Raw genomic sequence first — 25,283 nt, forward strand, 5'->3', positions numbered from 1 at the left:
GGGTTTTGTAAAGAAAATAAATTAAACCCTCTAGCCATGGTAACTTATATATAGAAATGAAACTTTATATATAAACCAACACAACATCAAACAAATATAAAAAATCAAATAAAAACAGTTGGTTAAATTAAACGTATTATGAATATATTGATATGGATAGAAGGGATTTATATAAAAATATAAATTTTATTAAAAACACGAGTTTCTTTTATAATTGTTTTTTTCTTTACACCCGTAACCAATTAAGTACTGACATTCAGTATCTTGATTGGTTACGGGTGTAGACAGATCAACAAAAATTAGAGCTTATTCTTTCCAATTAATAATAGCGTCGTCTTCAACTCTATTAAGGGGATAATAAATAGCTTCGTTTTCTTTAAAAGATTGATTACTTAACGCATTGTAAGCACAAATCATTGACCATCTTGGATCAGACGATTTATTTTGGTTCGACTTATGTAATAGATTTGCATGAAAAAATAATACATCGCCAGGCTCAAGTTCAACATCAATCAACTCATGATGCTTAAGTGCTTCTTCAACAAACTCAAGCTCGGCCCCTTTTTGATCACCCGTTTTAGTATGATTAAGACGGCCAATATGATGCGAGCCTTTTAACACTTGCAAGCAACCGTTCTCAATAGTTGCCTTATTAATGGCTATCATGCAGCTAATTTGTTTAGGGTATAAATAATAGTTATCGTTATGCCAATAACCAAAATCTTGATGCCATTCCCATGCACCGCCAACAAATGGTTCTTTCATCATTATTTTTGTACTGGTGTGATACGCCTCTTCATTCAAAATAGCTTCTACAGAATCAACTAAGCGTTTACCACGTGAAAACATACTATAAAGCCCGTCATCAAGCTCTTGCCAAATACAAACTTTACTTACGGTACCTGAACTATCTTTTTTATCCCATGCTCTTTCATATAAAGAATCGTCATTAAATGCTTTATTTTGAATAAGAGATATTTCGTCATTGCTGTAATAGTTTTTAGCAATGACATAACCATTTTCATGAAATTCGTTTATTTGATCTGTTGTTAATGCAATTGTAGACATAACCGGCCCCTTTATTTATATAAAAATAATAAATTCATATAGGAATAATAATAGCAAAATATAAATTGTCAACAAAATACATTATCAATACTTATATAAAAGCAAATAATTAAAACGATTAAATCATATTAAAATTTATATATTTTCAGTACTTAGTTAATATAAACTCGAGATAACATATATTTTTAGAATAAAAATAGCGTAATCAGAATGGCGTTTTATTGTATTATTTATAAAATTTAACTGTATATTTTATTGTCACTACTATAAGTTTTGCGTAAATAACACCTAAACAACAAAATACATTAAACATTTTAAGTGCAAGCTTATCTTGCAAAACCACCAAAAAACAAAGGTATTACCATGTATAAATTAACGTTTTCGTTAATAATATTAGCGCTCACTTCATGCACCGTTTCAAACACAGCCAACAGTAATAATGCCCATTCAGTACCCCATAAAATTAAACCATCAATTGAAATAATATCGCCAGAAGCTCGTCTTATTTTAGATAACGATGCCGCAATTAAAACCTTATCATCTGACTTTACATGGACTGAAGGCCCGATCTGGTTAGCCAAAGAAGGCTACTTAATTTTTTCAGATATCCCTAATAACAAAATCATGAAATATCACCCTGCCCAAGGTGTTAGTGTTTACTTAGAAAATTCTGGCGCAACAGGACTACACCAAGGTGACTACGTACAAGGTTCAAATGGGTTGTTGCTTGACCAACAAGGTAATTTAATATTATTACAACAAGGTGATAGACGAGTAGCAGTAATGAATACACCTACATCGTCACCTAGTAATAACTTTAAAACACTGGCGGGTTACTTTAATGGCAAACGCCTTAATAGCCCTAATGATGCCGTATTACATTCTGACGGCAGTTTGTTTTTTACCGATCCACCTTATGGCTTAAAAAACAAAATGGACGACAAACGAAAAGAGCTTACCTTTCAAGGGATATATCGTTTAGCACCTGACGGTAACTTGCAACTGCTTGACGACAAAATTAGCCTTCCTAATGGCATAGCTATATCAGTAGATGAAAAAACCTTATACGTAGCCGTTTCTGATGAATCATTTCCCCATTGGTTAGCTTACGACTTATCTTCAGACGGTAAAGTAAGTAACAAACGAGTATGGGTAGATGCGAGTGAATTTATAGGGGTTGCCGGAGAACAAGGAATGCCCGATGGTATGGCCGTTCATTCAAGCGGACTTATTTTTGCTACAGGCCCCGGTGGAGTATGGTTAATTACGCCTAAAGGGAAAATATTAGCCAAAATTAAAACAGGTAAACTTACGGCTAATTGCACCTTGTCTACTGACGAAAAAACACTTTATTTAACGGCTCATAACACCTTAATGAGTGTTGACCTTAAATAACTCTCTTTAAAACTTAACAACAAAAACAATACTAACTACATGGACGTAGCAAGCTTGATGTAATGCAAACGATGTAAAAACAAATATATTTCAACTTGCTACAAGCCATGATTTAATAGGCTTAATCAAGAGCTAACGTTAAGTTTATACCTTATCAAATAATTAATGATCAACCCATAGAGAAAACATGAGCGAAGAAAAAAGTAATAAATATGCCGTACCCGCACTTGATAAAGGTATGGATGTTTTGGAGTTTTTAGCATCAAAAGCGATGCCATTTTCACAAACAGAAATAGCTCACGGCATTAACCGTTCTGCCAATGAAATTTACCGTGTTTTAATTGGTTTAGAAAACCGAGGCTACTTAATTAGAGATGAAATATCAGGTAAATATAGCGTATCGCTAAAGCTATATAGCTTATCAAGAAAAATATCGCCTATTGATCAATTACGTGAAACCGCTATTCCTATTATGGAAGATTTTTCAGCCCATTCAGGCCATGCGGCTCATTTGAGTATTTTGTATCAGAGTAAAGTCATGGTTGTTATTCATTCTCGCAGTCATGCCCCTGTATCGCTTTCTATTGCCGAAGGTACGTTATTTAATACCGTTGATACCACCTCAGGTCGGGTATTATTAGCAAACAGCAATGAAGCCGTAAAAAGTTTAATTTATGAACGTGATAACACCTATCAAAAAATGAGTAGCCTTGAGAAAGAACAGCTTGAGCAAGAACTACAAAACATTTTAGTTAACGGGCATTGTTTCAGAAAAAGTTTACTTACTGACGGCGTAAGTGATTGCGCTGCGATTATTGGTCAGCCAGAAGGCGCAGTAATCGCTGTATTAGCCGTTTCTACCTTTACCTCATCTTTGGGTAACGATGAAAGCATTGAACAATTAATTCAAAACGTTAAAAAAACAGCAAATAAAATAAGCGCTCGCGTAGGATGCTAAATTAACTACGGCTTTTAACACCTATTCGATACTTATAAGGCGTGGTATTAAAGTGTTTTTTAAACTGAGCAATAAAATGAGACGGGCTTGAAAAATCAAGCTCGTAACTGATATCAGTTATCGACCTTTCTGTTTGGCTTAACAATCGAGCCGCACTATATAATTTGTGATTTAAACTGTATTCAGAATAATTACACCTAAATATTCGCTTAAACATACGTGAAAAATGCGAAGGCGATACAAAGCACATTTCAGCCGCTTCAGTTAAAGAAATATCAACATAAGGACTTTGTCTAAATAAGTCGATAACCGGAGACAATTTCTCGTAATTTTGGCTAGATGTTAGCGAAATAGTATTCGGCATTTTTATGGCTTGTGCTTTATCTGAAATCCATAAAATTAACAGCCTTAGTAATAACAAACTTTTACCATCTAGTGGGTTTTCTAAATAACATTGGTGTAACCATTTAACTTGCATTTGAACAATAGCAATATCTTCTTTTTTCAACCTAAGTTGTTGGCCTTGCTGTAATAAAAAACTCACTTTTTGCAGTTCAGGCTGGTTAAGCACTTCAGGAATAAACTGAATAATATACCAAGACTTTGGTCGCTCGCTTAATTCAAAGTTATGAGTTTCTAATGCGGGTGTATAAACAATGTCGTTATCAAGTAGTTTTGACTCACCTTGATTATAGTAATAGTCCCCTTCTATCTGTTCAAAAATAATAAACTCATGCACCTCATGAAAATGCATAAAACATGAATAAGAGTCGTTTTCACCATACTCAACTTTATGAATTTCAAACTGATACCCCTCTTTAATACAAAAAGGTTCGCAATATACTTTATTTTTATCCGGCATAATCAACAACAAATATTCTACACTTACGTAATAAATACCACGATAAAAACAAAATAAAAAGCATAATTATGATATTTATTGAAAGTTAATTAACAGTAATAACCATTAAACAATGGTCAAATTACACTAAGGTAATTATAAAATGTGATATTTAAAAAATGATAAAATCTAAAGCTGTTGTATCAAATGGGCAAGGTAGCTATCAAGTTACCACTGTAGACGTAGACCAACCTAAAGACGACGAAGTATTAGTTAAAATTGCGGCTGCTGGCATTTGTCATACAGATTGGGATTCAATTCAAACGTGGAATAAAAACTTTATTGTAGGCCACGAAGGTGCTGGTATTGTTCAAGCGGTTGGCGACAAAGTAACTAAAGTAAGCATTGGCGATAAAGTCATACTTAACTGGGCGATCCCTTGTGGCGAATGTTTTCAGTGTAACGAAGGTAACTTACATATTTGTGAAAAAAACTCGCCTGTTTGCGGTTGTGGTTTATCGGGCCATGCCCATATTGAAAGCACTACACACGAAAACACACCTATCGAACGCTCTTTTCATTTAGGCGCCATGAGCGAATATGCGGTAGTAAAACAAGCAGCCGTAGTAAAAATTAATCACGACATTTCATTGGCTACTGCATCAATTATTGGCTGTGGTGTTATGACAGGCTGGGGTTCGGTAGTTAATGCCGCTAAAGTAGACGCAGGTTCATCCGTTTGTGTTATTGGTTGTGGTGGTGTTGGCTTAAATGCAATTCAAGGGGCTAAAAATTCAGGTGCAGCTAAAATCATCGCTATAGACATAAGCCAAGAACGCATCGACCAAGCGAAAGAATTTGGAGCTACACACGGCATAATTGCTGAAAAAGATGATACTGATTTTATTAACGTAAAAGAAAAAGTAAAAGCCCTTACCGCAGGACGTGGCGCTGATTACGCTTTTGAATGTACTGCAATTCCCGCTTTAGGCTCTGCTCCTTTAGCCTTAATAAGAAATGCAGGCACCGCTGTACAAGTAAGTGGTATTGAACAACGCATAGATTTTGATTGCGAACTGTTTGAATGGGACAAAATTTACATCAACCCGCTATACGGCATGTGTAACCCAGAACGCGACTTCACTAAGGTGCTCGACCTTTATACAAAAGGTGACTTAAAGTTAGATGAATTAGTGACCAAAACCTATAAATTAGAAGACGTAGCACAAGGCTTTGACGATTTACTTAACGGCCGCATTGCTAAAGGCGTTATTGTTATGGACGATATTTAAAATAATACGATCAAAAACAATACCGTAAAGAACCAAGCCGTAAAAATACAGAGGTGTAAATGACCATTCTTCGATTAGAAGTCTCTAACCCTGATTACTCAAGAGAGAATACACAAACACTTACCGTGTATTCGTCTCACCTAAAACGCCGTGCAGACGTTAGCATTTACAACGCACAAAGCACGGGGGAAAACGTACCTGTAGTGATTTTATTACACGGCGTATATGGCAATAACTGGGTATGGATGGATTTAGGCGGCGTACATAAGGTATATGAACAACTCAGACAAGAAGGCTTATCTGAGTTTGTTTTAGTAATGCCGTCTGACGGTGGATTATGGGATGGCTCGGCATATTTACCTTTAGAAGATCATGGTAACTATGAACAATGGATAGTAGACGACGTAATAACCGCGGTAAAAAAAACGGTAAATGCAGTGTCTGAATCAAGCAATGTTTATATTACTGGCCTTTCAATGGGGGGTTATGGCGCATTAAGATTAGGCGCTAAATACCCAGAATTGTTTAGTGGTATTTCAGCTCACTCTGCCATTACCAAGTTAGATGATTTAAAGCACTTTACCGAAACACCACTTAACCAATATCAATGCAACAACAGCAACGAAAGCGACATTATTTATTGGCTCAACAATAACAAAAACAACTTACCCCCGTTACGCTTAGACTGTGGCGCAGAAGACACCTTATTTGAAAGTAACCTCAACTTTGTTGAACAGCTTAAAAGTAACAATATTGAGCACCACTTCGAATCGTTAAGCGGTTGTCACGAATGGCCTTATTGGCATAAAAACGTAGCAAAAACATTCCACTTTTTTGATTCACTAGAAAACAAAAAGGCATGACTGTACATGCACTTGTAGCCATACAAGCACTCAAAAGCAAAAAAACAGTTGGCTTTTACTCCTTTGTCGCTTATTTTAAAGAATGATTAACTATCATTTGTCTCTTAACGAGGCATTAACACTACTAGGATGTATGATGAAAACTTGGAAACTATTTGGATTATTATGTATAACTTTATCTGGAGCTAGTTTTGCTCAAGACAAGGACGAGATAGCTTTAAATAATTTAGGTAACTGCTTAGCTAAAATATCAACAAATGAATTGAAAAGTAATAAATCTAACCCCGTACTTGCAACAGCTTTATTAACAAGTGTGTATAAAAATATAGGATTTGAAACTGGCACTATTCAAATTGTTGAAGACAAATACATCAAGCTATATAAAAAAGCTAATGATCATTGTTCTAAAGATATAGTTGCATTTAAAAAACTCATTAATGAGAAGAGCTAACAAGCTGAGCTAAAAGCAATTGGCTTTTGTTCATAGCTAACACATTTTAGCCAATAATTTTTACTTCTAACGTAGCGTTATATTCCACTTTTTTGATTCACTAGAAAACAAAAAGTAAAAAGTAAAAAGTAAAAATATTTTGCATACACAAGGGCTGTATATACACAGTTCTTGTGTAACTCCTGTCTTCTCCTCCCCCTATTCCACGCAATAGTCAGTATACGTTAACAAGGTTATATTATTGATATTTCAATTAAAGTAACTTAGTCTAGGTTTTTAAGATTGTTTGTAAATGTTTTGTGAATAAAGGCCGAAGTTTTGCAAACGGATAAGATGTTAGACTTCTAATCAATCTCTTCAGGTTTGAGTGTATGGACAATAAAATTTATCGAAAAATATTTAAGAAAAATTACATATCTGAATATTTTACCTAATTACAGAGCTCGTTCAGTTTGTTTTTTCTCAAAAAGGGAAGAAGAAATAGATACTGTACAATTCCTCCTCACTGTAGTATCAGCCATTGAATGTTGCTTGAATGATCACGTCATCGAATTTTATAACGGTCAATTTGATTAAATTGAGAAATGGATTAGTACACAATAAAAGTGATTATGAACTACATGAAACTCAGATTATCGATGATAATGATGGTAAACGACATCTTGTGCCTTATGATAGTAAAAGACCTAATGAATAACTCAAAAGCTGATGATTCATTAAGGATTAATAGAGATATCGAAGAATACCATGATGCACTAGAAGAGCTTAATGAACCATTCTTAGACTCCTATAAAAACAATGATTTTATAGGTAACCAGTTGATCATTAAGTTGAACAAAAGCAAAGTTGATACCATTAGTGTCACAAACAAAGCCTAAAAATATAATCAACAAGGATGCGTAACAGTTGCTACGTTTCGCTACACAATTTAACCAACCATTACTTAGCCCGTTAACTGGGTCTATGTGCTAGGAGCCCATTTGAAAAAGTTACTTTATCTATTTGCCTATTTTTCCCTGGTTGTAGGCTGTGCTAAATCGCCAGAATCAAGTTTTGTTTACTATCAAAGCTTAGTCCCTACATCATGCAACTTAGTCATTGGTTTGTCGCAAGAAGACAGTCAAATCAAATACAAAATTACAACAAATACTCGTACTGCTACGGGTAATTTTGTAAAAAGTGGTCAACAAATTATATTTTCAGAGCTATACGCTTCAAAATCAGTCGGAAATTCAAAAATAGAAGTGAGTGCTTTAATACAAGGAGATACTTTAGTCATCCAAAACTTTGGTAATCGTATGAATCCATTTACACTCTTTTCAGAATGCGATGCTAAATATTTATCACTGGTTAAAGTGCGTACATAACAAATCAACGAGACTTTTACTGCTGGCTATACTCGTCACTCGCAAGGTTTAAATTATTACTTAACGAACTTACCAACATAATTAAAAAAGACGAGGTAGCATAATGCAAATACAAGACGATTGGTTAGCAACCATCTTATGCGCACTAAATGATTCAATAAAATACAATGATACCTTGAGAAATAGCGAAACAGTTTCAGACGTAGAAGATATTGAAGAATGGTTAATGCAAATTTTTGAGTGCAAAGAATATTTACAGGAAGAAATTGTAAAAAATCCAGAACTACTCAGTAAATTGGAAAAGCATTTTAAAATTTAATGCTAACAAGGACAAAATCAGTATTTTTTTGTCCTTGTTTAATAATATCGATAGGAATAAGTACTGCATGGAGAGCCAAGTAGCCAGAACAAAACGCTGCGATAGATGTAAATTATATTCTTGTAAGGATTTTTGATTGACTTTAATTGCTGTATCTCAAGACATTCCATTAGCCCATTATAATTTATTGCTCTATTTTGCTTCTGCATTTTCAATTATTGCGTTTGTCGCTTTTATTTTTCATACAAAATATACACTTAAAAAAAGTGTGGTATATACGGCAATATTCTTTAGCTTTTTTTATTATTTAGCTTATTCAAAGGCTAACAAGTTTTATGCGTTAGAAAAAGATGGTGATTATTTAGCGCTAAGTTATGTGAAGCCAGCTAATAACAAACAAGTTCTCGTTAGTGATATACAGTCTGTTTTATTTGGTTCAGCTAACCGAGGTGGTAATAGTTGTTTTATTTCGCTCAAAACTTTTCAAGGGAAAGTGTATAAAAGTACCGCCATATCTCAAAAGATAGAGTACTGTAAAAATAAAAGAAAAGAGTTGTTAACTATTATCAATACAAAAAGCTAAGGGGTATCAAGAAATATTAGCTGTGTTTTAGTTTCACATAGCTTTAAATTTCTAACTTTTACTTACGTTAATTACTCCTCTATTTATCTAATAAAGCTATTATATATTGATATAACACATTTATGTTTTAGCTACTTATCTGTTAATCATATTTATCAAACAAAAAACGGACTGCTTTTCAACAGTCCGTTTTTATCATTTTAGGGGCATTTAATTGAGTACTTAGTTAAATTCCTATATGTAAAACGCCGTCAATATCTTTAATTGGAAAAGTCGCTACGGGTGTTGTTGCTGGGCGGTTTATAGCTTTACCTGTTTTAATACAAAACTTAGAGTTATGTTTAGGGCAAAGTACTTTACCGTCTTCCACTAAGCCGTCGGCTAGATAGGCATGTTCATGGCTACAAATACCGTCAGTTGCGTAATACTCGCCGGCTTTCAATTGATAAACAGCGTAATGGCTACCTTCAATACAAACGCTTACCGCATCGTTTTCGCCTAGCTCTTTTGCTTCAACCGCTTTGTGCCATGCCACATCAGGTTTGTCTGTAACAATAACGTCTGAATCGTTTGTGTTGTATTTTTTAGGTGAAGCCGCTTGTGGGATCATGGCTTCTTCAGGATCTAAGGCTTTAATACGTTTTACTTTTCTTACTTCTGGTTTTGTAGGTACTTTACGGTCTACAAAGTAAGTTGGATCGTCTACTTGTTTAATTAACGCAGGTATCATTTCTTTATACACTTCAATCATGCCTTTGTAAGGTACTGGCATTTGATCCGCTACTCTGCGTGAAAATTTAGGCAGCTGATGAAACGGCATAAGTGGATTCATATGATGCTCAATGTGGTATTGCATGTTCATATATAAGAAACCTAAAAATGGATTTACTTGTATGGTTCTAGAGTTTTTACGGTGATCCCATGTGTCGTCGTCTAAGCCTGCATGTTGTGCTAATACAAATGCTCTTTGTATTAAGTTACCGTATAACTTAGGTAAACCAAAATACAGTACAGGTAACCACGTTTGAAAATATACCGCTAAGGCAATCGGTAATAAGTTAACAAGTAAGCTGGCACGAGCCCACCAAAACATTTTGGTGTATTCTTCTTCAGGTACAAATTTTTTCGCATCTTTGGATACAATACCAAAAGCATGTTGAAACAAAATAGGTACGTAATATTTGGTTTCGCCTAAGCTCCAAAAATTTAAGAAATGCTCCCAAAATGTAGGAGGTCGCGTTACGGTAATTTCTGGATCGATATCGTTAATTACCGTGTATGAATGATGACGTACATGCGACCAGTTAGTAAAAATAATATCGCGTTGTTGCATTGCTGTAGCAATAAAACACAGGGCGGTGTTTAGCCAAGGTGTTTTAAATACCGTACCGTGCGAGCTTTCATGCCAGCGAGCATCGGCAGCACAATAAAATACCCCATACAGAAAAAAGGCAGGAATAGCCCAAGCCGTACCTAAACTTAAAAAAGCTAAATAACCGGTTAGCCCTAAACAGGTAAACCATATAAGCGTATCAATAATGCCTCTATAGTTGTTTTTTTGCATAAAGGATCTAAATTCTTGCCTTGGTAGTTCAGCTTTAAACCACTCTTCTTCAACAATATAATTTTTTGGTTCTATCATGTGTGTACTCAATATAATTCTAAATTTACAGGAACTTTTTATTTATTTAATACTTTGTATTAATTCATATTTATAACTAATTTTTTACTTTTGGGATAAGCTACACAAGGTAAAAAGCCCCCTTCTGCTAGCTCTTCATCTGTTAATGCTTCATCTGTTAACATACCTACTTCTCCTGATGAACATTTGCCATAACAAGAAGTACACGTACCTTCTCGACATGAAAACGGAATATCAATATTGGCTTCTACTGCAGCTTGTAAAACACTTTTACCTGCAGGAATTTCAAACTCATGCGTGGTATTGTTAATGTCTATAACGGCAGTACAAGGTGTTGGCGTAAAGTTAGGTTCAGGCCTAACTTCTACAGAAGGAACAAAGTTTTCTTTTTTAACCTGTGCTTTAGGTAAACCTAGCGAATATAAAGCGTCTTCCGCTATGTTCATAAACCCGGCTGGCCCACAAATATAAGCATTAACGTTGGCATTTATTTGTAAGGTATTAAAAATATCGTTAATTTTATCAGCGGTTATAAAACCAGGGATTTCTATCGATTCTTTACCACCAAATAAGCCAGATAAACCTTTCTTTTTCACTTGTTTGGTGCTTTTATTTTCTTCGTCTAAATAATGAATTAAGGTAAAACGATCAGCAAAATCGGCTTCAAGTTGTTTTAACTCGTTGGCAAACATAATGTCGGTTTTGGTTTTATTAACAAACAACATAGAAATTTTAGTATCGCTACATTGCGCTAATGCCGTTTTTAAAATCGACATCATAGGCGTAACACCACTACCGCCAGCAATAAGTAAAATATGAGAGGGATTCTCAACACTCGGATCAAACGAAAACTTACCTGCTGGCCCTTGCACTTCAATTTTACTGCCTGCCTTTATATAGGTATTTAAGTAATTTGAAACAATACCACCGGGTACTCTTTTAACACCTACAGCAAGCCCGCCACCTGCTGGGGTAAATATAGAATACGAACGTCTATACTCTTTGTCATTTTGCTGAGTGATTAAAGTTAAAAACTGCCCAGCTAGTGCAGGATCAATTGTTGAGTCGTCTTCAAAGTAGAAAGCTTTACTGTCTTTTGTGAGCTCTTCAACTTTAGAAACCGTTAAAATTTTATTCGCCATAACAACACTCATACATCGTCTATTAATACATAAGTTAATTTATATCAAAAAATGTATAAAAAAAGTGTCAAGGCCCTGCTTAAAATATCATTAATATGTTCATATAGCATAATACGTGAAAAATAAGCGCCAAATGTATCGTAATTTTGTTATTTTTATAAAATTCTGTATCAAAAAAGAAATTAATTGAGGGAGAAAGTTTTGTTGCCCCTAAATACAAATGATATAAGGGCAACTATCACTGATTTTATGAAAGCCAATACATTATTAGTTTTCGTATCTTTGCTGATACATGCTTGAAGTAACTTCTTTTACTGCTTTGATCATTTCTGGGTATGGAATATCGGTTACTGTTACAAAACCTATATTAGCGTTTTCACCATCAAATGCTCTACCTGATATTGGTTCATCAATATATTGGAACCAATGCGCACCTACCATATACGGTTTATTTAACACGCTTTCCATATAGTTTTTGTACATTTGAGCTCTGTTTTCTTGGTTAGCTGCGTGTACAATACCGGGGTTATACATGCCAGAATCAGTTGCCGTTCCTATATGAAATTCGCCCACAACTACGGGTAAATCAACCTCTTCAAGAAACTTCCAGAAATGGTCTTGCATACCTTCTTCATAAATATTAAAACTAAGTACGTCTGAGTACTTTAAAGATGCTTTAATAATTTCGTCAGGCATTCCCCAGTTAGCCATACGTGCGCCCATGTATAAATGGTTAGGTAATGCTTTTTCAAGCGTGTTGTGTACAACAATAAAGTATTGTTCGCCTAACATTTCTAGCATTTTTGATAGGTCGCTAACATGCTGCTTTGAATAAGAAACGCGTTCAAAAAAGTCTGCGCCTTTATCGAAGCTATTCCAGTTAGCGATTTCTGTATTCCATGCACTATTTAATGTATCAATATTTTTATATTTTTCTTTTAAGTGAGCTGAATAAGCTTTTTTAGCTGGGCTTTCTTCAACACTTTTAGATAAAGCATCTAAAATAACACCGTAACGCGCATGTACTGAACCTTCACGCTCGCCCCAGCTTTTTTCATTATCAATAAATATACCTGCACACCATGGTGAGCTTTGTATATTTTTGGCAATGGCATCTATGGTAATTTTAGCGCGCTCAGCAAAAACAGGATCGTATGGGTCAGGCATTAAACCCCAATGGTTTTTCTTGCCCGATAAGGTTTTAAAGTCACCAATAATCCAACCATTTGCAAAATAAGGTACTTGCTCTGATTGATAAAAAGCAGGATCTACCCAATTACCAAAAGAGGTAAAGCCCCAATCGTGCATACGATCAGCGGTGACTTGATGCCATTTTTTAACATAAGATTCTGGCGTTGTTTCGCCGTATCGGCGTTCTAAATTGGCGCGGTAAAAACTAAACGTTTCACCATAAGGCACAGGCCCTTTATGAGTTGAACGACGATAACTATAATGCTCGGCTAAAGGGTCGTCGTAACTAGGTAACCACTCGAACATGTTGTTGCGTAGCTCAGATATTACATAATTATCTTTGCGTATGCTGTTAGGTATTTTGATAATCCCCATTGAATCTTCAGGTGTTATTTCATCACTTGATTTTTCTCGGATAGAACTGTCGTTATAGTCGATACCTGTGATAGTGGTCATGTTCGCCATGCGCACGTTAGCAGGCCCATGAGAGAAGAAGATATTACCCTCTGGGTCTACCATCCACCATTTACCATTGACTTTTTCAGTTCTAAAGAATCCAGTAGCTTCAAGTTTAGGGCCTTTGGTATAACCACCAAATTTAGAGCGGTCAGGCATGCCTTTTGATTTGGCCAGCTCAGCGAGCTCTTCGTCTGCAATGGCTTTTAATTGTTCATCAGATTTAATATCTAAAGCTGTACTACGTTTGGCATTTTGGCCATATTTATCTATAACGCCCACCATCCAATTAGGATCGCTTTTAGGATTTTCGCGTATTCTTATATCGTCTATAACTACCGATTTATTTTTAAGTATTCCAATGGTAAAAAAGGTGAGCGATTTAATAACACTGAAGTCGTCTGAAGCACTTTTCCATGAACGCCATACCATTAAACTATTGTTAGTTTGCCATGGTCTTGCGTCTCCCCACATTCCGGTATCTGTTTGACCTTCTTTACCTTCAAGTGGAAAATATACGGTACCGCTATATTGAGTTGGTAAACTGATTGAACGGGTTTGATACTGCCCTTGTGGCGTTTGAATTTTTAAATAAAGATGTAATGATTCGTCACCTGTATTTTTAACATCGAAGGCTAAATTATAGTTTTTTACCCCTGATAAATCCCATGGGGCTTTAGGTTCTATAACCAGCTCTGAAATGTTTTCTGTATTTAAAAACTCTATTGCTAATTTATTATCAGTATTGTTTGAAATATAAGTAAATTGTGTTTTATTGCTGTTTACCCAAGATCTTTTATCTTCACTATTAAAGTTAATTAAAGAGGTGAGCACTTTTTCATTGGCAAACACATCAACAGCTGAAGCTGTTTGGCTAGCGTCAGAACTTGAAACTGATTCAGCATTTTGAGCAGAATCAGTACTGCATCCAATAATACTTGTACTTAAGACTACACTGATCAATGTTGCTAAACAGTTATATTTAATTTTTTGGGGTTCAATAACACTTAACGCTTTATTGATTGTCATAAAGGCTCCTTTAATTATATTTATTTAATAAATTGGCTAAAAATAAGTAATGCATACAACAAGTAATATTTTGTTTTACCAAACATAAAGCTTGCTGTTCATTAATCATTAATTTGTATGATGTTTATTTGGTTTTTAAATCATGGAAACGCCTAGAATAAATATGACTATTTACTTCTTTAGCTGCATCAACCAAGGGCTGATAAGGAATGTCGGCTACGCTAACAAAACCTACGTTGTAGTTTTCTCCATCGTATGCGCGCCCTGTTAATGGTGAGTCGATGTACTGAAACCAATGAGCGCCCACTAAATATGGATTGTCGATAACACCGTACATATATTCTTGATATTTTTTACCGCGGTCAGCTTGTGAAGATGCATGAATTAACCCAGGGTTTAATAACCCAGAATCAACAGCGCCATTATGAAACTCGCCAATAATACTAGGCTTGTCTATTTCAGCTAAAAAGCTCCAATGATTATTGCTGATACCTTCTTTATAATAGTTATAACTCACTACATCGGCATATTTGGCAGCAGCGGCTCTAACTTCGCTGGTCATTCCCCAATCGGCAAAACGTGCGCCCATATATAAATGATTAGGTAAATACTGCTTAACCGCACCTTTAACCACTTTAAAGTATTGCTCAGAGTAAACCGATAATAATGTAGATAAATCAACTATTAATGCCTCATTAAATTCAGTTACCTCAATACCTTTAGCAAATTCATCCCACGAATTTACAGCAACGTTCCAGTTTGAATTAAGTTTTTCAATGGTTTGATACTTATTACGTAATACCTTTACAAACTCAGATTTAGTTGGGCTATTAGTAGCATTTAGGGATAAAGTATTAATGGGAATACCATAAGTACTTTCTGTTGAACCTTCATTGCCCCAGCTTTTTTCATTATCAATAAATACACCAACACACCAAGGGTTGTTTTGTACTTCTATGCCTATTTGCTTTGCTGTAGCTAATGCTCTTTCTTTAAAAACAGGATCGAATACATCAGGTAAGGCGCTCCATAAGTCGTTGCCGCTGCTCAGTGTTTTAAAGTCACCAATAATCCAGCCATTAGCAAAATATGGAATACGGTTTAATTGATAAAATGATGGGTCAACCCAGTTACCAAATGAGGTAAATCCCCAACTTAGCATTCTGTCTACCGTGGTATCACGCCACTTATCCATAAATACATTGGTATCGTTACTACCGTACTTACGGGCTAAGTTTGCTTGATAAAAACTATACGTTTCACCCTTTTCTATAGCCCCCATAAATACTTCACGTCGGTAACCAAAATGCACACCTAGCTCGTCTTCATAATTAGGTAGCCAAGAAAACATGTTCGCTCTAAGTTCTGAGCTAATGGCTCTGGATGGCCATGCTGCTTTAGGTGCTTGATTTAATCCTAAAGAATCTTCAGGTGTTTTATCATTAGGATCACGTTGTACAATATGTTTTTTATCAAAGTCATATCCGGTAATGGTTGAGGTGTTTGCCATGCGTACATTGGCAATACCATTGGAAAAGAATAAATAGCCTTCAGGGTCAACTAAAGACCACTTTCCTTTTACTTTTTCGGTTCTAAAATATCCTGTACCTTTAAGCTTAGGACCATCAGCCCAGCCATTAAACTTTGATCTACCTACAGGTGGTTTAGTACTAAGCTGGCTTTGCTCTTTAGCTGAAGCTTGCCTAAGTTCTTCTACGCTATTTACTTTACCGACAAAATCCACCTTGGCATTTTGTCCAAATTCATCAACTAAACCGACAAGGTAGTTTTCATCTATTTTTTCAGGTTTAATTAAACGTACATTGTCTATAACCACTTGTTTATCTTCTAAAACACCGAGTATTTTAAATTCAATACTTTTAATGTTTTTAAGATTGATTTTTTTTACCCCCCAACGCCAAATAATAGGTGTGTAATCAGAGATCCAACTTTTAGGGTTAGAGCGTATACCCGTTTCAATGTCTAAATAGGGGCCGGCTAATTCAAGGTAATAAGTATCACGACTGTTTTCGGGGATAGAAAGACTACGGTTATGGGTTTTGCCACTTACATCTGTTGCGGTTACATAAAAGTGTATAGATGAATTAAGGGGATTTTCAATATCTAGTGCGAAAGCAAATTGGCCTTTTTGACTCCAATCCCAAGGGGTTTCAGGCTGAAATACAAAGCTTGATTTATAGTTGTTGGTAGAATTAAGTTTAACTGATAATTTTTTATTATTGCCTTCTGTTATAATTGATGCATCAGCGCCATACAGCTGTATTTCACGACTTAGTTTACCGCTTTCAAAGTCCCATAAGGTACTTTCTTCGCTTAGTTTTATATTATTTGTCGTGTTATTACACCCCATTAACACAGCAAGACTAAGTCCACTCACTATAAAGCCTATGTTTTTAAAGCTATATTTCATTCTTTTACCCTATTCGATTTACATTTAAATACATGCGCGAACCAAAAATGAGCGCATGCCTAAAGTATTTTCTCTGGTGGCTACTTCATTGTAATTACAATAAAAACAGAAAAACCAACGACCAATAAACCATCAACTTAGTTAATTTCATTGATATACAATCTCCCAATACTGGCGCATTGTCAACAATAAACAATTAATATTTAAGTATAAGATTATCTATATAAGTTTTAAACATTAGCTCTATGTTAGTTTTTTAAAGCGCTATGCAAGAAAGGAAAGAGAACAGTTATCAAAATAAAAAATCAGACTTTTAATTTATCAAAATTTTTTAGGCCTAAATTTTAGCTATTTTAATAGTTGCCATATTTTCGCCCTATTTCAGCGCTATATTGCCTTTTTGTTGTCGGATAAACGCCTAAGTTGCTTGTTTTAATACACTTACATTCCATATATTTAGAAGACAACAACATGTTTAAACAAACCTTACTGTCAAAAGCACGTAGAAACAGAGTATTAATTGATTACGCACCAGACTACGATAGAAGATACCGCAGACGAAAATCTTCAACTTTTTTATCTGTTATTAAATGGGTATCGATTTTGGGTTTACTCGCTGTGTCGGCTTTTTATGCACTGCCCTTATATGCGACAACTCATAACAACTATTCAACTTTAGATGAAGTCGGTAGCGGACAGTTATTATTTGAATCGTCTGAAACAGTAAAAACTAACCACAAAGAAAAGCGTCTGTACCAATCAGCCATATTACTTAACTCTGCTGCCTCATTTGATATTAATGGCATACTCGCTACAGTTACCGTTACACAGTCATTTCTCAATGCAGGAGACAACATAGCTAATGGTTTATATACCTTTCCTTTACCTGAAAATTCAGCGGTAAATTATTTAAAGATCCAAATAGGTAACAGAGAAATAGAAGGGAAGATTTTAGAAAAAAATAAAGCAAAAAAAATTTTTAATCACGCCAAAGCGACAGGACGAAAAGCGAGTTTAATTGAACAGCATCGCCCTAACCTATTTACCAATAAAATAGCGAATATAGCACCTAACGAGCAAATAACCGTTACCTTAAAATATGTGCAACATGTTGACTACAACAATGGAGAATTTAGCTTACGGTTTCCAATGAGTATTACACCTAGATATACACCTACAAACCCAGAATATAATGCCAATATAGATGAAAATAGAGTGACATCAGCACTCTCCCAATTTGAAAGCTTAAATAAAAACAACATTAATTTACGTGTAAATTTAAACGCTGGCGTTACGTTAAATGAAATAACAAGCCCTTCTCATTCGCTAAAATTAAGCAATAATCATTTAAATGGTGAACCTGTAAAAATTAATGTGGGTAATGTACAAGTACCTATGGATAAAGACTTTATACTGCAATGGCGTCCTACTCCTTCTAGCACTCCACAATTAAGTTTATTTAATCAAACCCTTGATGGTGAAGAATACACGCTAGCTATGTTGCTTCCTCCTTCAATTAACGCTATTACCAATGAAGTATCTAACACGACAGTCAGCCCTAAAACGCTCTCTTCATTTGCTCGCGACATCACTTTTATTATTGATACTTCAGGCTCTATGCAAGGTGAGTCAATTAAACAAGCTAAACAAAGTTTACGCTTTGCTATTAACACGTTAAGTCCTCAAGACAGTTTTAACATTATTGCTTTTGAATCAAACTCACATAACCTATTTAATCAAACTCAAATGGCAACACCTGAAAACATAGTAAAAGCACTTAAATTTATTGCACAGCTTGATGCTAACGGGGGAACAGAGATGTACAAACCCTTAGCCAGTGCCTTAACTATGCCGCAAACTGAGTTGCAACACTCAGAAGCCATTAAACAAATATTGTTTATTACTGATGGTGCAGTAAGTAACGAATTGTCACTTATTAAGTTAATTAAAAATACACATAACTTACCTAGGCTTTTTACCGTAGGGATAGGCAGCGCACCTAATGGATTTTTTATGCGCAAAGCTGCACAGTTTGGCCAAGGCAGTTATACCTTTATTGGTAATGTGAACGACGTAGAAAAAAACATGTCGGTTTTACTCGATAAAATTAGCCGCCCTGCCTTAACAAATATTAACGTGCAATTTCATCCGCTACACGTAGGTAACATAGAGCAATATCCAAAAAACATTCCTGACTTATACCATAACGAGCCTTTGATTATTGCTTTTAAAACCGCTCAAAAACCTACCAGCATTCAATTATTTGGCGATTTAGTTAATGATGAATGGCAACAAGAAATCGATTTTTCTAACGCAAATATTAAAAATAAAAACAGCGGTATTAGTTCGGTCTGGGCTAGATCAAAAATAGAAGATTTGTTAGATGGATTAGTGATAGGAAAACAACCAGAGATAGTAAAAAAAGAAGTGATTAAAACATCACTAAAACACCAAATTATGTCGCCTTACACAAGTTTTATCGCGGTAGAAAAAGAAGTGTTAAGTGCTCACGAACTCGAAGAGCGTAAACAGGCGGCGTTAAAAGCATTAAAGCGATCAGATAAAAAAGCGTCTCAACATAAAATGGCGAACAAGCAACTCGCACAAAGCAGTACCTTGCATGCTTCGGTATTTCCTAAAACCGCTGTAGGTTGGCAAGCACAACTGTTATTAGGTTTGTTATTACTGATTTTATCTCTTATTTGGCTTGTTATCTCTAATAAAAAAACGACTCATGTTTCAGTTTAATAAATATTCATCAATACAAAAAGGCTCGCTAGTGCTTGGTGTAATCGCTATTTTGGTTATCGCACATAGCATGTACCTTCCCGCTAAAGCATGGTTGTCGCAACAGTTAATAGCGAATAGCTGGGAAGCGAGCCAAATAACTAAAAAGCCATCGCCTCCTTGGCCTTGGGCCGACACAACCGCTATTGCAAAAATGAGTATACCTAGATTAAACAAGTCGTTGGTTTTACTACAAGGAACAGACCCTACAACACTCGCTTTTTCTGCTGGGGTAATGCACCAATATTCACGCTTAAAAAGTAACAATCCATTTGTTGTTGCTGGCCATAGAGATACGCATTTTAGCTTTTTACAGGACATAAAAATGAAAGACGTTATCGCCATTAATGATATTCATGGAAATACACAATTATACGAAGTAGAAAATATTAATATTATAGATAGTGATGAAACCCCTTTATTGTTAGATGTTGAGGATCCTAATTTACTGTTAATTACCTGTTACCCTTTTAACGCACTTCGTGCAGGAGGAAGCCTTCGATATGTAGTACGAGCTAAAAGACTTAGCGATGAAGTAATACCAAGTCCATTAAGTTTGTTATAAGTTAGATACCCCAAATTCGAGTAATAAGATCAAAAAAGGCAAAATGCGAAAAACACACTTTGCCTTTACTTATACCCCTTTTTATATCGCGGGGGAACTGCAAACATCATTAAAATAAATTAAGTGATATTTAATTTTCTATCTAACGAGAATCGTTGAGCACCCATTAATATTAACATGACGATTAAACTGCCCCATAACACATGCTCATTAAATGCTGCAGGTGCAATTTCAACAAGGCTAATAACAGCAACGGCGTTTACAATAAATAAACCGACCGCTGAAAGTCGTGTAAATAAGCCTAATACCAGTAAAACAGGCAGTATTAATTCACCAGCTGTTGCAAGCCAAGCTGCAACCTCAAACGACAATACAGGCACTTCGTATTCATATTCAAATAACATTAATGTTGATTCCCAATCACGCAACTTAGTTAAGCCTGATTTAAAGAAAACATTCGCAATATAAAGTCGTGTAAATAAAAATGCAGGTGCAACTAATATCTGCGTAAAATCTAAAATTTGATTGTGAAAATCCCTAACTTTTTGAAAAGTCATATTAAGGTTCCTTGTGTTTGAATAAATATGGGTGTTGTTATAATTATTAACTTGTTAATGAATTTATATAAATACCATTAATAAGTTGTTCTTTTATCGCTTTAGGTAACCATTCAATTAATGAAAATTCTGTATCTTGCATTTCATCAAGTGCTTGTCCTATAGAAGCTTTTTGTTTTCTACTTTTATCCAACAGAATATGAATCCATTGGTATTCTTCCGTCGTAATACGGGTATATTGCGCTTGAAAATCGGGTCGCCAAATAACAAAACAGTAGGGTGTGCTATTTTGAGTACTGCCGTTTTTATACCTTGTTGAAAACTCAGTAAGTTGCTGAGTAACATCATCAAGTCCATTAATTTTTTGCTCTTGCGTTAGTTGAGTAATGGTATTATTAACTTCGTCCAACGGTATGGATGACTGCATCAACGTTATACCGGCACAAAAGGTTATATACAATTCGTACGCATCACGTTCGCTAAGCAGATTAAGCGTACTTAAATCAACTTCAACATTTTGACTTCGCTCTGATTGATGACAAGTAAAATCAAGCTTAGCAATTTGAGAAAGTAAATAGCTATTATTCACGCTCTGCGTTTGAATAAATTGAGGAAATGTATAACCAAACTCGCCCCAATCGTACTCTTGTTTTAACTCTGTTTTTAAATACGCTTCAACTATTGCATCAAATGTTTTTTTACCCAGGTATGAATGAACCGTTGCAAAGGTTATTGATAAAGCGCGTGCGGCATTAGCAATTAAACTGCGTTGATATATTTCAAGACCTTTGTTTTCACTAGGCATATTAGGGAGATTTTCACCCGAAAATATGGCCTTTAATAATACTGATTGCTGTTGACTAAGCATGTTGAAAACTCTCACATTCAATATCATTTTCTTGATTAACTATATTGTCAAAATCAAGTGTTTCATCATCACCAAAAACAAGCTTAGCGATATCTTTGGCTTTGTTCGCTTCCGCTATTAATATTTCCCATGACGGAAGGTTTTCATCCCATTCAACTAATGTAGGTATAGCGCCAAATCGTGTAAGAGCAAAGTGATAAATTGACCATGTGTCAATAGATACCGGTTTACTGTGATCATCTATCATCAAGTTATTATCCGATACAGGCGTGCAACCCGCCAAATGAAATTCTCCCACAATATGCGTTGGAATATCAGCTAGCCACTGTTTAGCATATTCAACAACGTTAATTTTTTCGTGAGACTCATTTAACAAAGTATAATTTGTTGCGTTAACTACTAAGTTGTTTAAATCTATAAGTAATTTACACTCTGTAAGCTCGCACAGTTTAGTTAAAAATTCACTTTCAGTATAAGTAGAACCCGGTAATTCCATATAAGCTGATAAATTTTCCACCAGTATGGTTCGACCTAAAATACGTTGTACACGTAAAACATTGGCCGCCATCACATTGAGGCTTTCATCATTAAAGGGTACAGGTAATAAATCGCCACCATGTACATTATGATTATTAATATCAGCCCAACTAAAACACGCATGATCTGATACTAAAATAGGCTTACAACGTTTTATTAAGGTATTTAGCTGCTCTATTTGCTTAAGTGGACTTTGCACTGTTGAACCAAGACCTAACGAAGTTGCATGCAAACTTATTGCATAGTGTTGCTTAATATCGTTTAGTAGTTGATAACTGGCACCACCTTTTGCAAAAAAGTTTTCCGCATGGATCTCAATAAAGTCGATGTTTGCTGGAGCGTTTAAGGCATCATCGTAATGCTCATACCTTAAACCAACACCAATTAAAGGGAGTTTATTTAATGTTGTTAGATTCTCAGAAATCATAAATTTTACTCCAGAAACATCGAAAAAAGTTAAGACTGTTGCTTGATTTTTGCACGAGCTTCTTTACTCGTTAAGCCGCCTTTAATTTTACATTGACCTTTAGTTACCAAACGCCACTCCCCTGGGTCGTTGTCTACTGTTGATTGACCAGCACAAGAATGTGTACCTGCAATATTGCTACAATCATTTTGTCCGGCTAACGATACTCCGTAACATTTTTCTTTTTTAACTCTTTCTTCGCCAGCTACTGTATCTGTAACAACACCTAAAGTAAGAGCTGCTGCTAATGCGCTTGATAATGCTAATTTATGACTCATAGTTATTTCCTTTTTAAAATTAAACTTACTGTTTAGAATCTATAAGAACGAACAAATAGATTCTAAATTTCATTTAATTGGTAATTAATTAAAGTTTTTTTGCTTCAACACTTTTAATTTCAGGCCAGTTTTCGTTTGCTGTATTTAAATATCCTGATACATCTGTTAACCATTTCTTTTGAACACTCTTGTTCAAGTTAAGGTATAGCTTGTTATCAACTATTTTCCAAGCTAATGGGTCTGTATCAAATTTTTTCTCCATTGATACACCAAATGCACAATACCCACCGTACTGAGGTGCATACTTGTCTGGACTGCTTTTAAACGTGTCACGATTTTCTTCTGAACTAAAACGGTATATACCACCTTTGTATGTTGCAGTATAGTTTGCGTTACCAATTGTAGGTTGAGAATTAGTAAAATAACTTACTGGATCGTAACCTTGAATTGCTAAGTCATTAGCATCAGCATTCATGTCTACGTCGGCAGCAAAAGTTAAGCTGCTTACCGCTAAAATAGAACCAGCTAAAAGTGTTTTTAAAGTCGTTTTATACATAATGATTTCCTCATTCGTTAATAATAAATAATTAGTGTTTAGTACGAATGAAATAATAGTTTTTATCGGAACTGCTGTGGGATACAATCGTCCACACTTTGAATCATATCGTCCAATACTGCTATGGATCACCTTTCTCAGATAATAGATCGCTTTACATTACAAGCTGGAGTGTTTTACACAGGTAAGCTTTGTGGCTTATCAAACTTTAACGATAATGATGCGTTAGAGGGACATATACATTTACTACGTAGCGGAACTTTATCAATAGTAGGCTTAAACAAACAAAAAATAGTGCTAGATAGACCTTCACTCATTTTTCTTCCTAGACCGCTTAAGCACGGCCTGCAAGCAAGAGAAGTAGATAATGCTGAGCTTATTTGTGCAACTTTAAGTTATGGTAGTAGCACTTCTAGTTTATTGGCTGACACATTACCTGACTTATTAATTCTTCCTTTAGAGCAATCCCCTTTTTTACAAACAAATATTGATTGGATTATTCAAGAAGCGGGAGAAGAAGAGCAACAAGGTAGACAAGCCGTGATGAATCGCCTTATGGAAATATTTATTATTAACATGATCCGTTCTTTATTAAACAAAGGCGAACTAGCACAAGGTATGTTGTCTGGACTGATGCATCCGCAATTAAAAAAGGTATTACAGAAGTTACATAATGCCCCTGAAAAAAGTTGGACTCTAGAAATAATGGCTGAGAATGCTGCGATGTCTCGTTCTAAATTTGCAGAAGAATTTAAGAAAGTGATTGGGCAAACACCCAATGAGTATTTAGTCAACTGGCGAGTGGGGGTTGCACAAACCTTATTAAAACAAGGAAAAAGTGTCAGTATTGTTGCCAACAGCGTAGGCTACGAAACAGCTTCAGCCCTTGCTAGAGTATTTAGAAAAACCTGTGGTTTATCACCAAAAGAATGGTTAGATAGTTTACAACCCCCTGCTTAAATCTTACTTCTTATATTTTTGTCCAGCTAAATTCCATTTGTTTAGCTGTAGCTACTGCGTGTTCTTCTGAAGCTAACTTACTTACAAGGTATAAGCTCATATCCATACCCGCTGAAATGCCACCAGATGTGATGATATTTCCTTGTTCGACCCAACGCACATTGCGCTTAACGTTTAGCTTTGGGTATTGCGTTTGGAGATCGTCAATATCTTCCCAATGAGTGGTTACTTCATGATTATGAATAACCCCTGCTTTAGCTAATAAGAATGCTCCTGTGCACACTGAAGCAACTAACTTAGCTTTTTCACTCTGCGCTTTAATCCAGTTGATTACCTGTTTTTTGTTCACTTCGTTTGTATGATCGCCACCAACGACTATTAATAAATCAATTTCTGGATGATTATTAATTTGATAATCGGGTACAAGTTTATAATTTGCTCTAGCATTAACGATTGGATTAGCCTGATTAATTAAAAATGTATTAAATAATGGTTGTTGAGAAATTCTTTCTGCCGTTGTAAACACTTCAAACGGTCCTGAAAAATCTAAAACTTCAGCATTGTCGTAAATGTAAATTCCAATATTTGTCATTAACTTTCCTTATTAATATTAGTTCTGTTGATCTATCATGTTTAATAGGCGAATAAGCTACTGTAAAAAATAAGAAAAGTTTAACAGCC

The 25,283-nt window shown here is 35.2% G+C and carries 24 protein-coding genes; 12 read left to right on the forward strand and 12 right to left on the reverse strand.

Features of this window, described 5'->3' with window-relative positions:
- Positions 1-306 precede the first annotated feature (306 nt).
- Positions 307-1,068 (reverse strand): phytanoyl-CoA dioxygenase family protein, encoded by a 762-nt coding sequence (locus B0X80_RS03455; protein WP_077338428.1) that lies wholly within the window; start codon positions 1,066-1,068, stop codon positions 307-309.
- A 363-nt stretch (positions 1,069-1,431) separates the two neighbouring features.
- On the opposite strand from B0X80_RS03455, the gene B0X80_RS03460 reads away from it, so the two are divergent.
- Together B0X80_RS03460 and B0X80_RS03465 are read left to right on the forward strand one after the other, a co-directional pair.
- A complete protein-coding gene (locus B0X80_RS03460) occupies positions 1,432-2,463 on the forward strand; it encodes an SMP-30/gluconolactonase/LRE family protein (protein ID WP_077338429.1) in 1,032 nt (343 codons plus the stop codon).
- A 187-nt stretch (positions 2,464-2,650) separates the two neighbouring features.
- Positions 2,651-3,421: an IclR family transcriptional regulator gene (locus B0X80_RS03465; RefSeq protein WP_077338430.1), complete on the forward strand. Its 771-nt coding sequence runs from the start codon at positions 2,651-2,653 to the stop codon at positions 3,419-3,421.
- A gap of 1 nt (position 3,422) precedes the next feature.
- On the opposite strand, the gene B0X80_RS03470 is transcribed toward B0X80_RS03465, so the two are convergent.
- Positions 3,423-4,283 carry a helix-turn-helix domain-containing protein gene (locus B0X80_RS03470; protein WP_077338431.1) on the reverse strand — a complete coding sequence of 287 codons (861 nt, stop codon included), beginning with the start codon at positions 4,281-4,283 and terminating at the stop codon, positions 3,423-3,425.
- A gap of 158 nt (positions 4,284-4,441) precedes the next feature.
- Between B0X80_RS03470 and B0X80_RS03475 the strand changes: the two genes are divergently transcribed.
- The 7 genes from B0X80_RS03475 to B0X80_RS03505 all read left to right on the forward strand — a co-directional run bounded on the left by B0X80_RS03475 (position 4,442) and on the right by B0X80_RS03505 (position 9,137).
- Positions 4,442-5,554, forward strand: a complete 1,113-nt coding sequence (locus tag B0X80_RS03475) for a Zn-dependent alcohol dehydrogenase (protein ID WP_077338432.1) — start codon at positions 4,442-4,444, stop codon at positions 5,552-5,554.
- Positions 5,555-5,613: 59 nt separating this feature from the next.
- Positions 5,614-6,417 carry an alpha/beta hydrolase gene (locus tag B0X80_RS03480; protein WP_077338433.1) on the forward strand — a complete coding sequence of 268 codons (804 nt, stop codon included), beginning with the start codon at positions 5,614-5,616 and terminating at the stop codon, positions 6,415-6,417.
- 133 nt (positions 6,418-6,550) lie between these two features.
- Positions 6,551-6,868 (forward strand): hypothetical protein, encoded by a 318-nt coding sequence (locus B0X80_RS03485; RefSeq protein ID WP_139345287.1) that lies wholly within the window; start codon positions 6,551-6,553, stop codon positions 6,866-6,868.
- A 620-nt stretch (positions 6,869-7,488) separates the two neighbouring features.
- Complete coding sequence (locus B0X80_RS03490) at positions 7,489-7,746, forward strand: hypothetical protein (RefSeq protein WP_077338435.1); 258 nt, start codon at positions 7,489-7,491, stop codon at positions 7,744-7,746.
- A gap of 102 nt (positions 7,747-7,848) precedes the next feature.
- Positions 7,849-8,235: a hypothetical protein gene (locus B0X80_RS03495; RefSeq protein WP_077338436.1), complete on the forward strand. Its 387-nt coding sequence runs from the start codon at positions 7,849-7,851 to the stop codon at positions 8,233-8,235.
- A 103-nt stretch (positions 8,236-8,338) separates the two neighbouring features.
- The gene (locus B0X80_RS03500) at positions 8,339-8,554 is read left to right on the forward strand and encodes a hypothetical protein (RefSeq protein ID WP_077338437.1); all 216 of its coding nucleotides are present in this window, start codon (positions 8,339-8,341) and stop codon (positions 8,552-8,554) included.
- A 136-nt stretch (positions 8,555-8,690) separates the two neighbouring features.
- A complete protein-coding gene (locus tag B0X80_RS03505) occupies positions 8,691-9,137 on the forward strand; it encodes a hypothetical protein (RefSeq protein WP_077338438.1) in 447 nt (148 codons plus the stop codon).
- A 226-nt stretch (positions 9,138-9,363) separates the two neighbouring features.
- Here the strand turns inward: B0X80_RS03505 and B0X80_RS03510 are convergent, their stop codons facing one another.
- The 4 genes from B0X80_RS03510 to B0X80_RS03525 form a co-directional block, all read right to left on the reverse strand.
- Entirely contained in the window at positions 9,364-10,779 is a 1,416-nt protein-coding gene (locus tag B0X80_RS03510) for a fatty acid desaturase (protein ID WP_077338439.1), read from the reverse strand.
- 59 nt (positions 10,780-10,838) lie between these two features.
- A complete protein-coding gene (locus tag B0X80_RS03515; protein WP_175623864.1) occupies positions 10,839-11,921 on the reverse strand; it encodes a ferredoxin--NADP reductase in 1,083 nt (360 codons plus the stop codon).
- A 267-nt stretch (positions 11,922-12,188) separates the two neighbouring features.
- Positions 12,189-14,597, reverse strand: a complete 2,409-nt coding sequence (locus B0X80_RS03520; RefSeq protein WP_175623865.1) for an agarase — start codon at positions 14,595-14,597, stop codon at positions 12,189-12,191.
- 124 nt (positions 14,598-14,721) lie between these two features.
- Positions 14,722-17,028, reverse strand: coding sequence for a beta-galactosidase (locus B0X80_RS03525; RefSeq protein ID WP_077338441.1), 2,307 nt, complete (start codon positions 17,026-17,028; stop codon positions 14,722-14,724).
- Between the two features lie 471 nt (positions 17,029-17,499).
- Between B0X80_RS03525 and B0X80_RS03530 the strand changes: the two genes are divergently transcribed.
- Together B0X80_RS03530 and B0X80_RS03535 are read left to right on the forward strand one after the other, a co-directional pair.
- Positions 17,500-19,776, forward strand: coding sequence for a marine proteobacterial sortase target protein (locus B0X80_RS03530; RefSeq protein WP_077338442.1), 2,277 nt, complete (start codon positions 17,500-17,502; stop codon positions 19,774-19,776).
- Entirely contained in the window at positions 19,763-20,380 is a 618-nt protein-coding gene (locus B0X80_RS03535) for a class GN sortase (RefSeq protein ID WP_077338443.1), read from the forward strand. Before B0X80_RS03530 ends, B0X80_RS03535 begins: the two co-directional genes overlap by 14 nt.
- Positions 20,381-20,499: 119 nt before the next feature.
- On the opposite strand, the gene B0X80_RS03540 is transcribed toward B0X80_RS03535, so the two are convergent.
- From B0X80_RS03540 to B0X80_RS03560, 5 genes are all read right to left on the reverse strand, one after another.
- Complete coding sequence (locus B0X80_RS03540) at positions 20,500-20,937, reverse strand: DoxX family protein (protein WP_077338444.1); 438 nt, start codon at positions 20,935-20,937, stop codon at positions 20,500-20,502.
- Between the two features lie 46 nt (positions 20,938-20,983).
- Positions 20,984-21,805, reverse strand: coding sequence for an HvfC/BufC N-terminal domain-containing protein (locus B0X80_RS03545; RefSeq protein ID WP_175623866.1), 822 nt, complete (start codon positions 21,803-21,805; stop codon positions 20,984-20,986).
- Positions 21,798-22,769, reverse strand: coding sequence for an MbnB/TglH/ChrH family RiPP precursor modification enzyme (locus B0X80_RS03550; protein ID WP_077338446.1), 972 nt, complete (start codon positions 22,767-22,769; stop codon positions 21,798-21,800). Before B0X80_RS03550 ends, B0X80_RS03545 begins: the two co-directional genes overlap by 8 nt.
- 29 nt (positions 22,770-22,798) lie before the next feature.
- Positions 22,799-23,086: a BufA1 family periplasmic bufferin-type metallophore gene (locus tag B0X80_RS03555; RefSeq protein WP_077338447.1), complete on the reverse strand. Its 288-nt coding sequence runs from the start codon at positions 23,084-23,086 to the stop codon at positions 22,799-22,801.
- A gap of 88 nt (positions 23,087-23,174) precedes the next feature.
- Entirely contained in the window at positions 23,175-23,642 is a 468-nt protein-coding gene (locus B0X80_RS03560; protein ID WP_076419203.1) for a YHS domain-containing (seleno)protein, read from the reverse strand.
- 123 nt (positions 23,643-23,765) lie between these two features.
- On the opposite strand from B0X80_RS03560, the gene B0X80_RS03565 reads away from it, so the two are divergent.
- Positions 23,766-24,602 (forward strand): AraC family transcriptional regulator, encoded by an 837-nt coding sequence (locus B0X80_RS03565; RefSeq protein ID WP_077338448.1) that lies wholly within the window; start codon positions 23,766-23,768, stop codon positions 24,600-24,602.
- 10 nt (positions 24,603-24,612) lie between these two features.
- On the opposite strand, the gene B0X80_RS03570 is transcribed toward B0X80_RS03565, so the two are convergent.
- Positions 24,613-25,194: a DJ-1/PfpI family protein gene (locus tag B0X80_RS03570; RefSeq protein ID WP_077338449.1), complete on the reverse strand. Its 582-nt coding sequence runs from the start codon at positions 25,192-25,194 to the stop codon at positions 24,613-24,615.
- Between the last annotated feature and the right edge of the window lie 89 nt (positions 25,195-25,283).

Origin of the sequence: Pseudocolwellia agarivorans (assembly GCF_002000085.1) — a bacterium.
In the GTDB taxonomy this organism is placed as follows: Bacteria; Pseudomonadota; Gammaproteobacteria; order Enterobacterales; family Alteromonadaceae; genus Pseudocolwellia; species Pseudocolwellia agarivorans.

Bases quoted from the DNA above. Each gene is read 5' to 3' on its own strand.
- B0X80_RS03500 (WP_077338437.1), top strand. From the start codon at position 8,339: ATGCAAATACAAGACGATTGGTTAGCAACCATCTTATGCGCACTAAAT.
- B0X80_RS03545 (WP_175623866.1), bottom strand. From the start codon at position 21,805: ATGCTTAGTCAACAGCAATCAGTATTATTAAAGGCCATATTTTCGGGT.
- B0X80_RS03510 (WP_077338439.1), bottom strand. From the start codon at position 10,779: ATGATAGAACCAAAAAATTATATTGTTGAAGAAGAGTGGTTTAAAGCT.
- B0X80_RS03560 (WP_076419203.1), bottom strand. From the start codon at position 23,642: ATGTATAAAACGACTTTAAAAACACTTTTAGCTGGTTCTATTTTAGCG.
- B0X80_RS03550 (WP_077338446.1), bottom strand. From the start codon at position 22,769: ATGATTTCTGAGAATCTAACAACATTAAATAAACTCCCTTTAATTGGT.
- B0X80_RS03530 (WP_077338442.1), top strand. From the start codon at position 17,500: ATGTTTAAACAAACCTTACTGTCAAAAGCACGTAGAAACAGAGTATTA.
- B0X80_RS03475 (WP_077338432.1), top strand. From the start codon at position 4,442: ATGATAAAATCTAAAGCTGTTGTATCAAATGGGCAAGGTAGCTATCAA.
- B0X80_RS03540 (WP_077338444.1), bottom strand. From the start codon at position 20,937: ATGACTTTTCAAAAAGTTAGGGATTTTCACAATCAAATTTTAGATTTT.
- B0X80_RS03460 (WP_077338429.1), top strand. From the start codon at position 1,432: ATGTATAAATTAACGTTTTCGTTAATAATATTAGCGCTCACTTCATGC.
- B0X80_RS03490 (WP_077338435.1), top strand. From the start codon at position 7,489: ATGAAACTCAGATTATCGATGATAATGATGGTAAACGACATCTTGTGC.
- B0X80_RS03565 (WP_077338448.1), top strand. From the start codon at position 23,766: ATGGATCACCTTTCTCAGATAATAGATCGCTTTACATTACAAGCTGGA.
- B0X80_RS03570 (WP_077338449.1), bottom strand. From the start codon at position 25,194: ATGACAAATATTGGAATTTACATTTACGACAATGCTGAAGTTTTAGAT.
- B0X80_RS03465 (WP_077338430.1), top strand. From the start codon at position 2,651: ATGAGCGAAGAAAAAAGTAATAAATATGCCGTACCCGCACTTGATAAA.
- B0X80_RS03455 (WP_077338428.1), bottom strand. From the start codon at position 1,068: ATGTCTACAATTGCATTAACAACAGATCAAATAAACGAATTTCATGAA.
- B0X80_RS03535 (WP_077338443.1), top strand. From the start codon at position 19,763: ATGTTTCAGTTTAATAAATATTCATCAATACAAAAAGGCTCGCTAGTG.
- B0X80_RS03520 (WP_175623865.1), bottom strand. From the start codon at position 14,597: ATGACAATCAATAAAGCGTTAAGTGTTATTGAACCCCAAAAAATTAAA.
- B0X80_RS03480 (WP_077338433.1), top strand. From the start codon at position 5,614: ATGACCATTCTTCGATTAGAAGTCTCTAACCCTGATTACTCAAGAGAG.
- B0X80_RS03525 (WP_077338441.1), bottom strand. From the start codon at position 17,028: ATGAAATATAGCTTTAAAAACATAGGCTTTATAGTGAGTGGACTTAGT.
- B0X80_RS03470 (WP_077338431.1), bottom strand. From the start codon at position 4,283: ATGCCGGATAAAAATAAAGTATATTGCGAACCTTTTTGTATTAAAGAG.
- B0X80_RS03555 (WP_077338447.1), bottom strand. From the start codon at position 23,086: ATGAGTCATAAATTAGCATTATCAAGCGCATTAGCAGCAGCTCTTACT.
- B0X80_RS03515 (WP_175623864.1), bottom strand. From the start codon at position 11,921: ATGGCGAATAAAATTTTAACGGTTTCTAAAGTTGAAGAGCTCACAAAA.
- B0X80_RS03485 (WP_139345287.1), top strand. From the start codon at position 6,551: ATGATGAAAACTTGGAAACTATTTGGATTATTATGTATAACTTTATCT.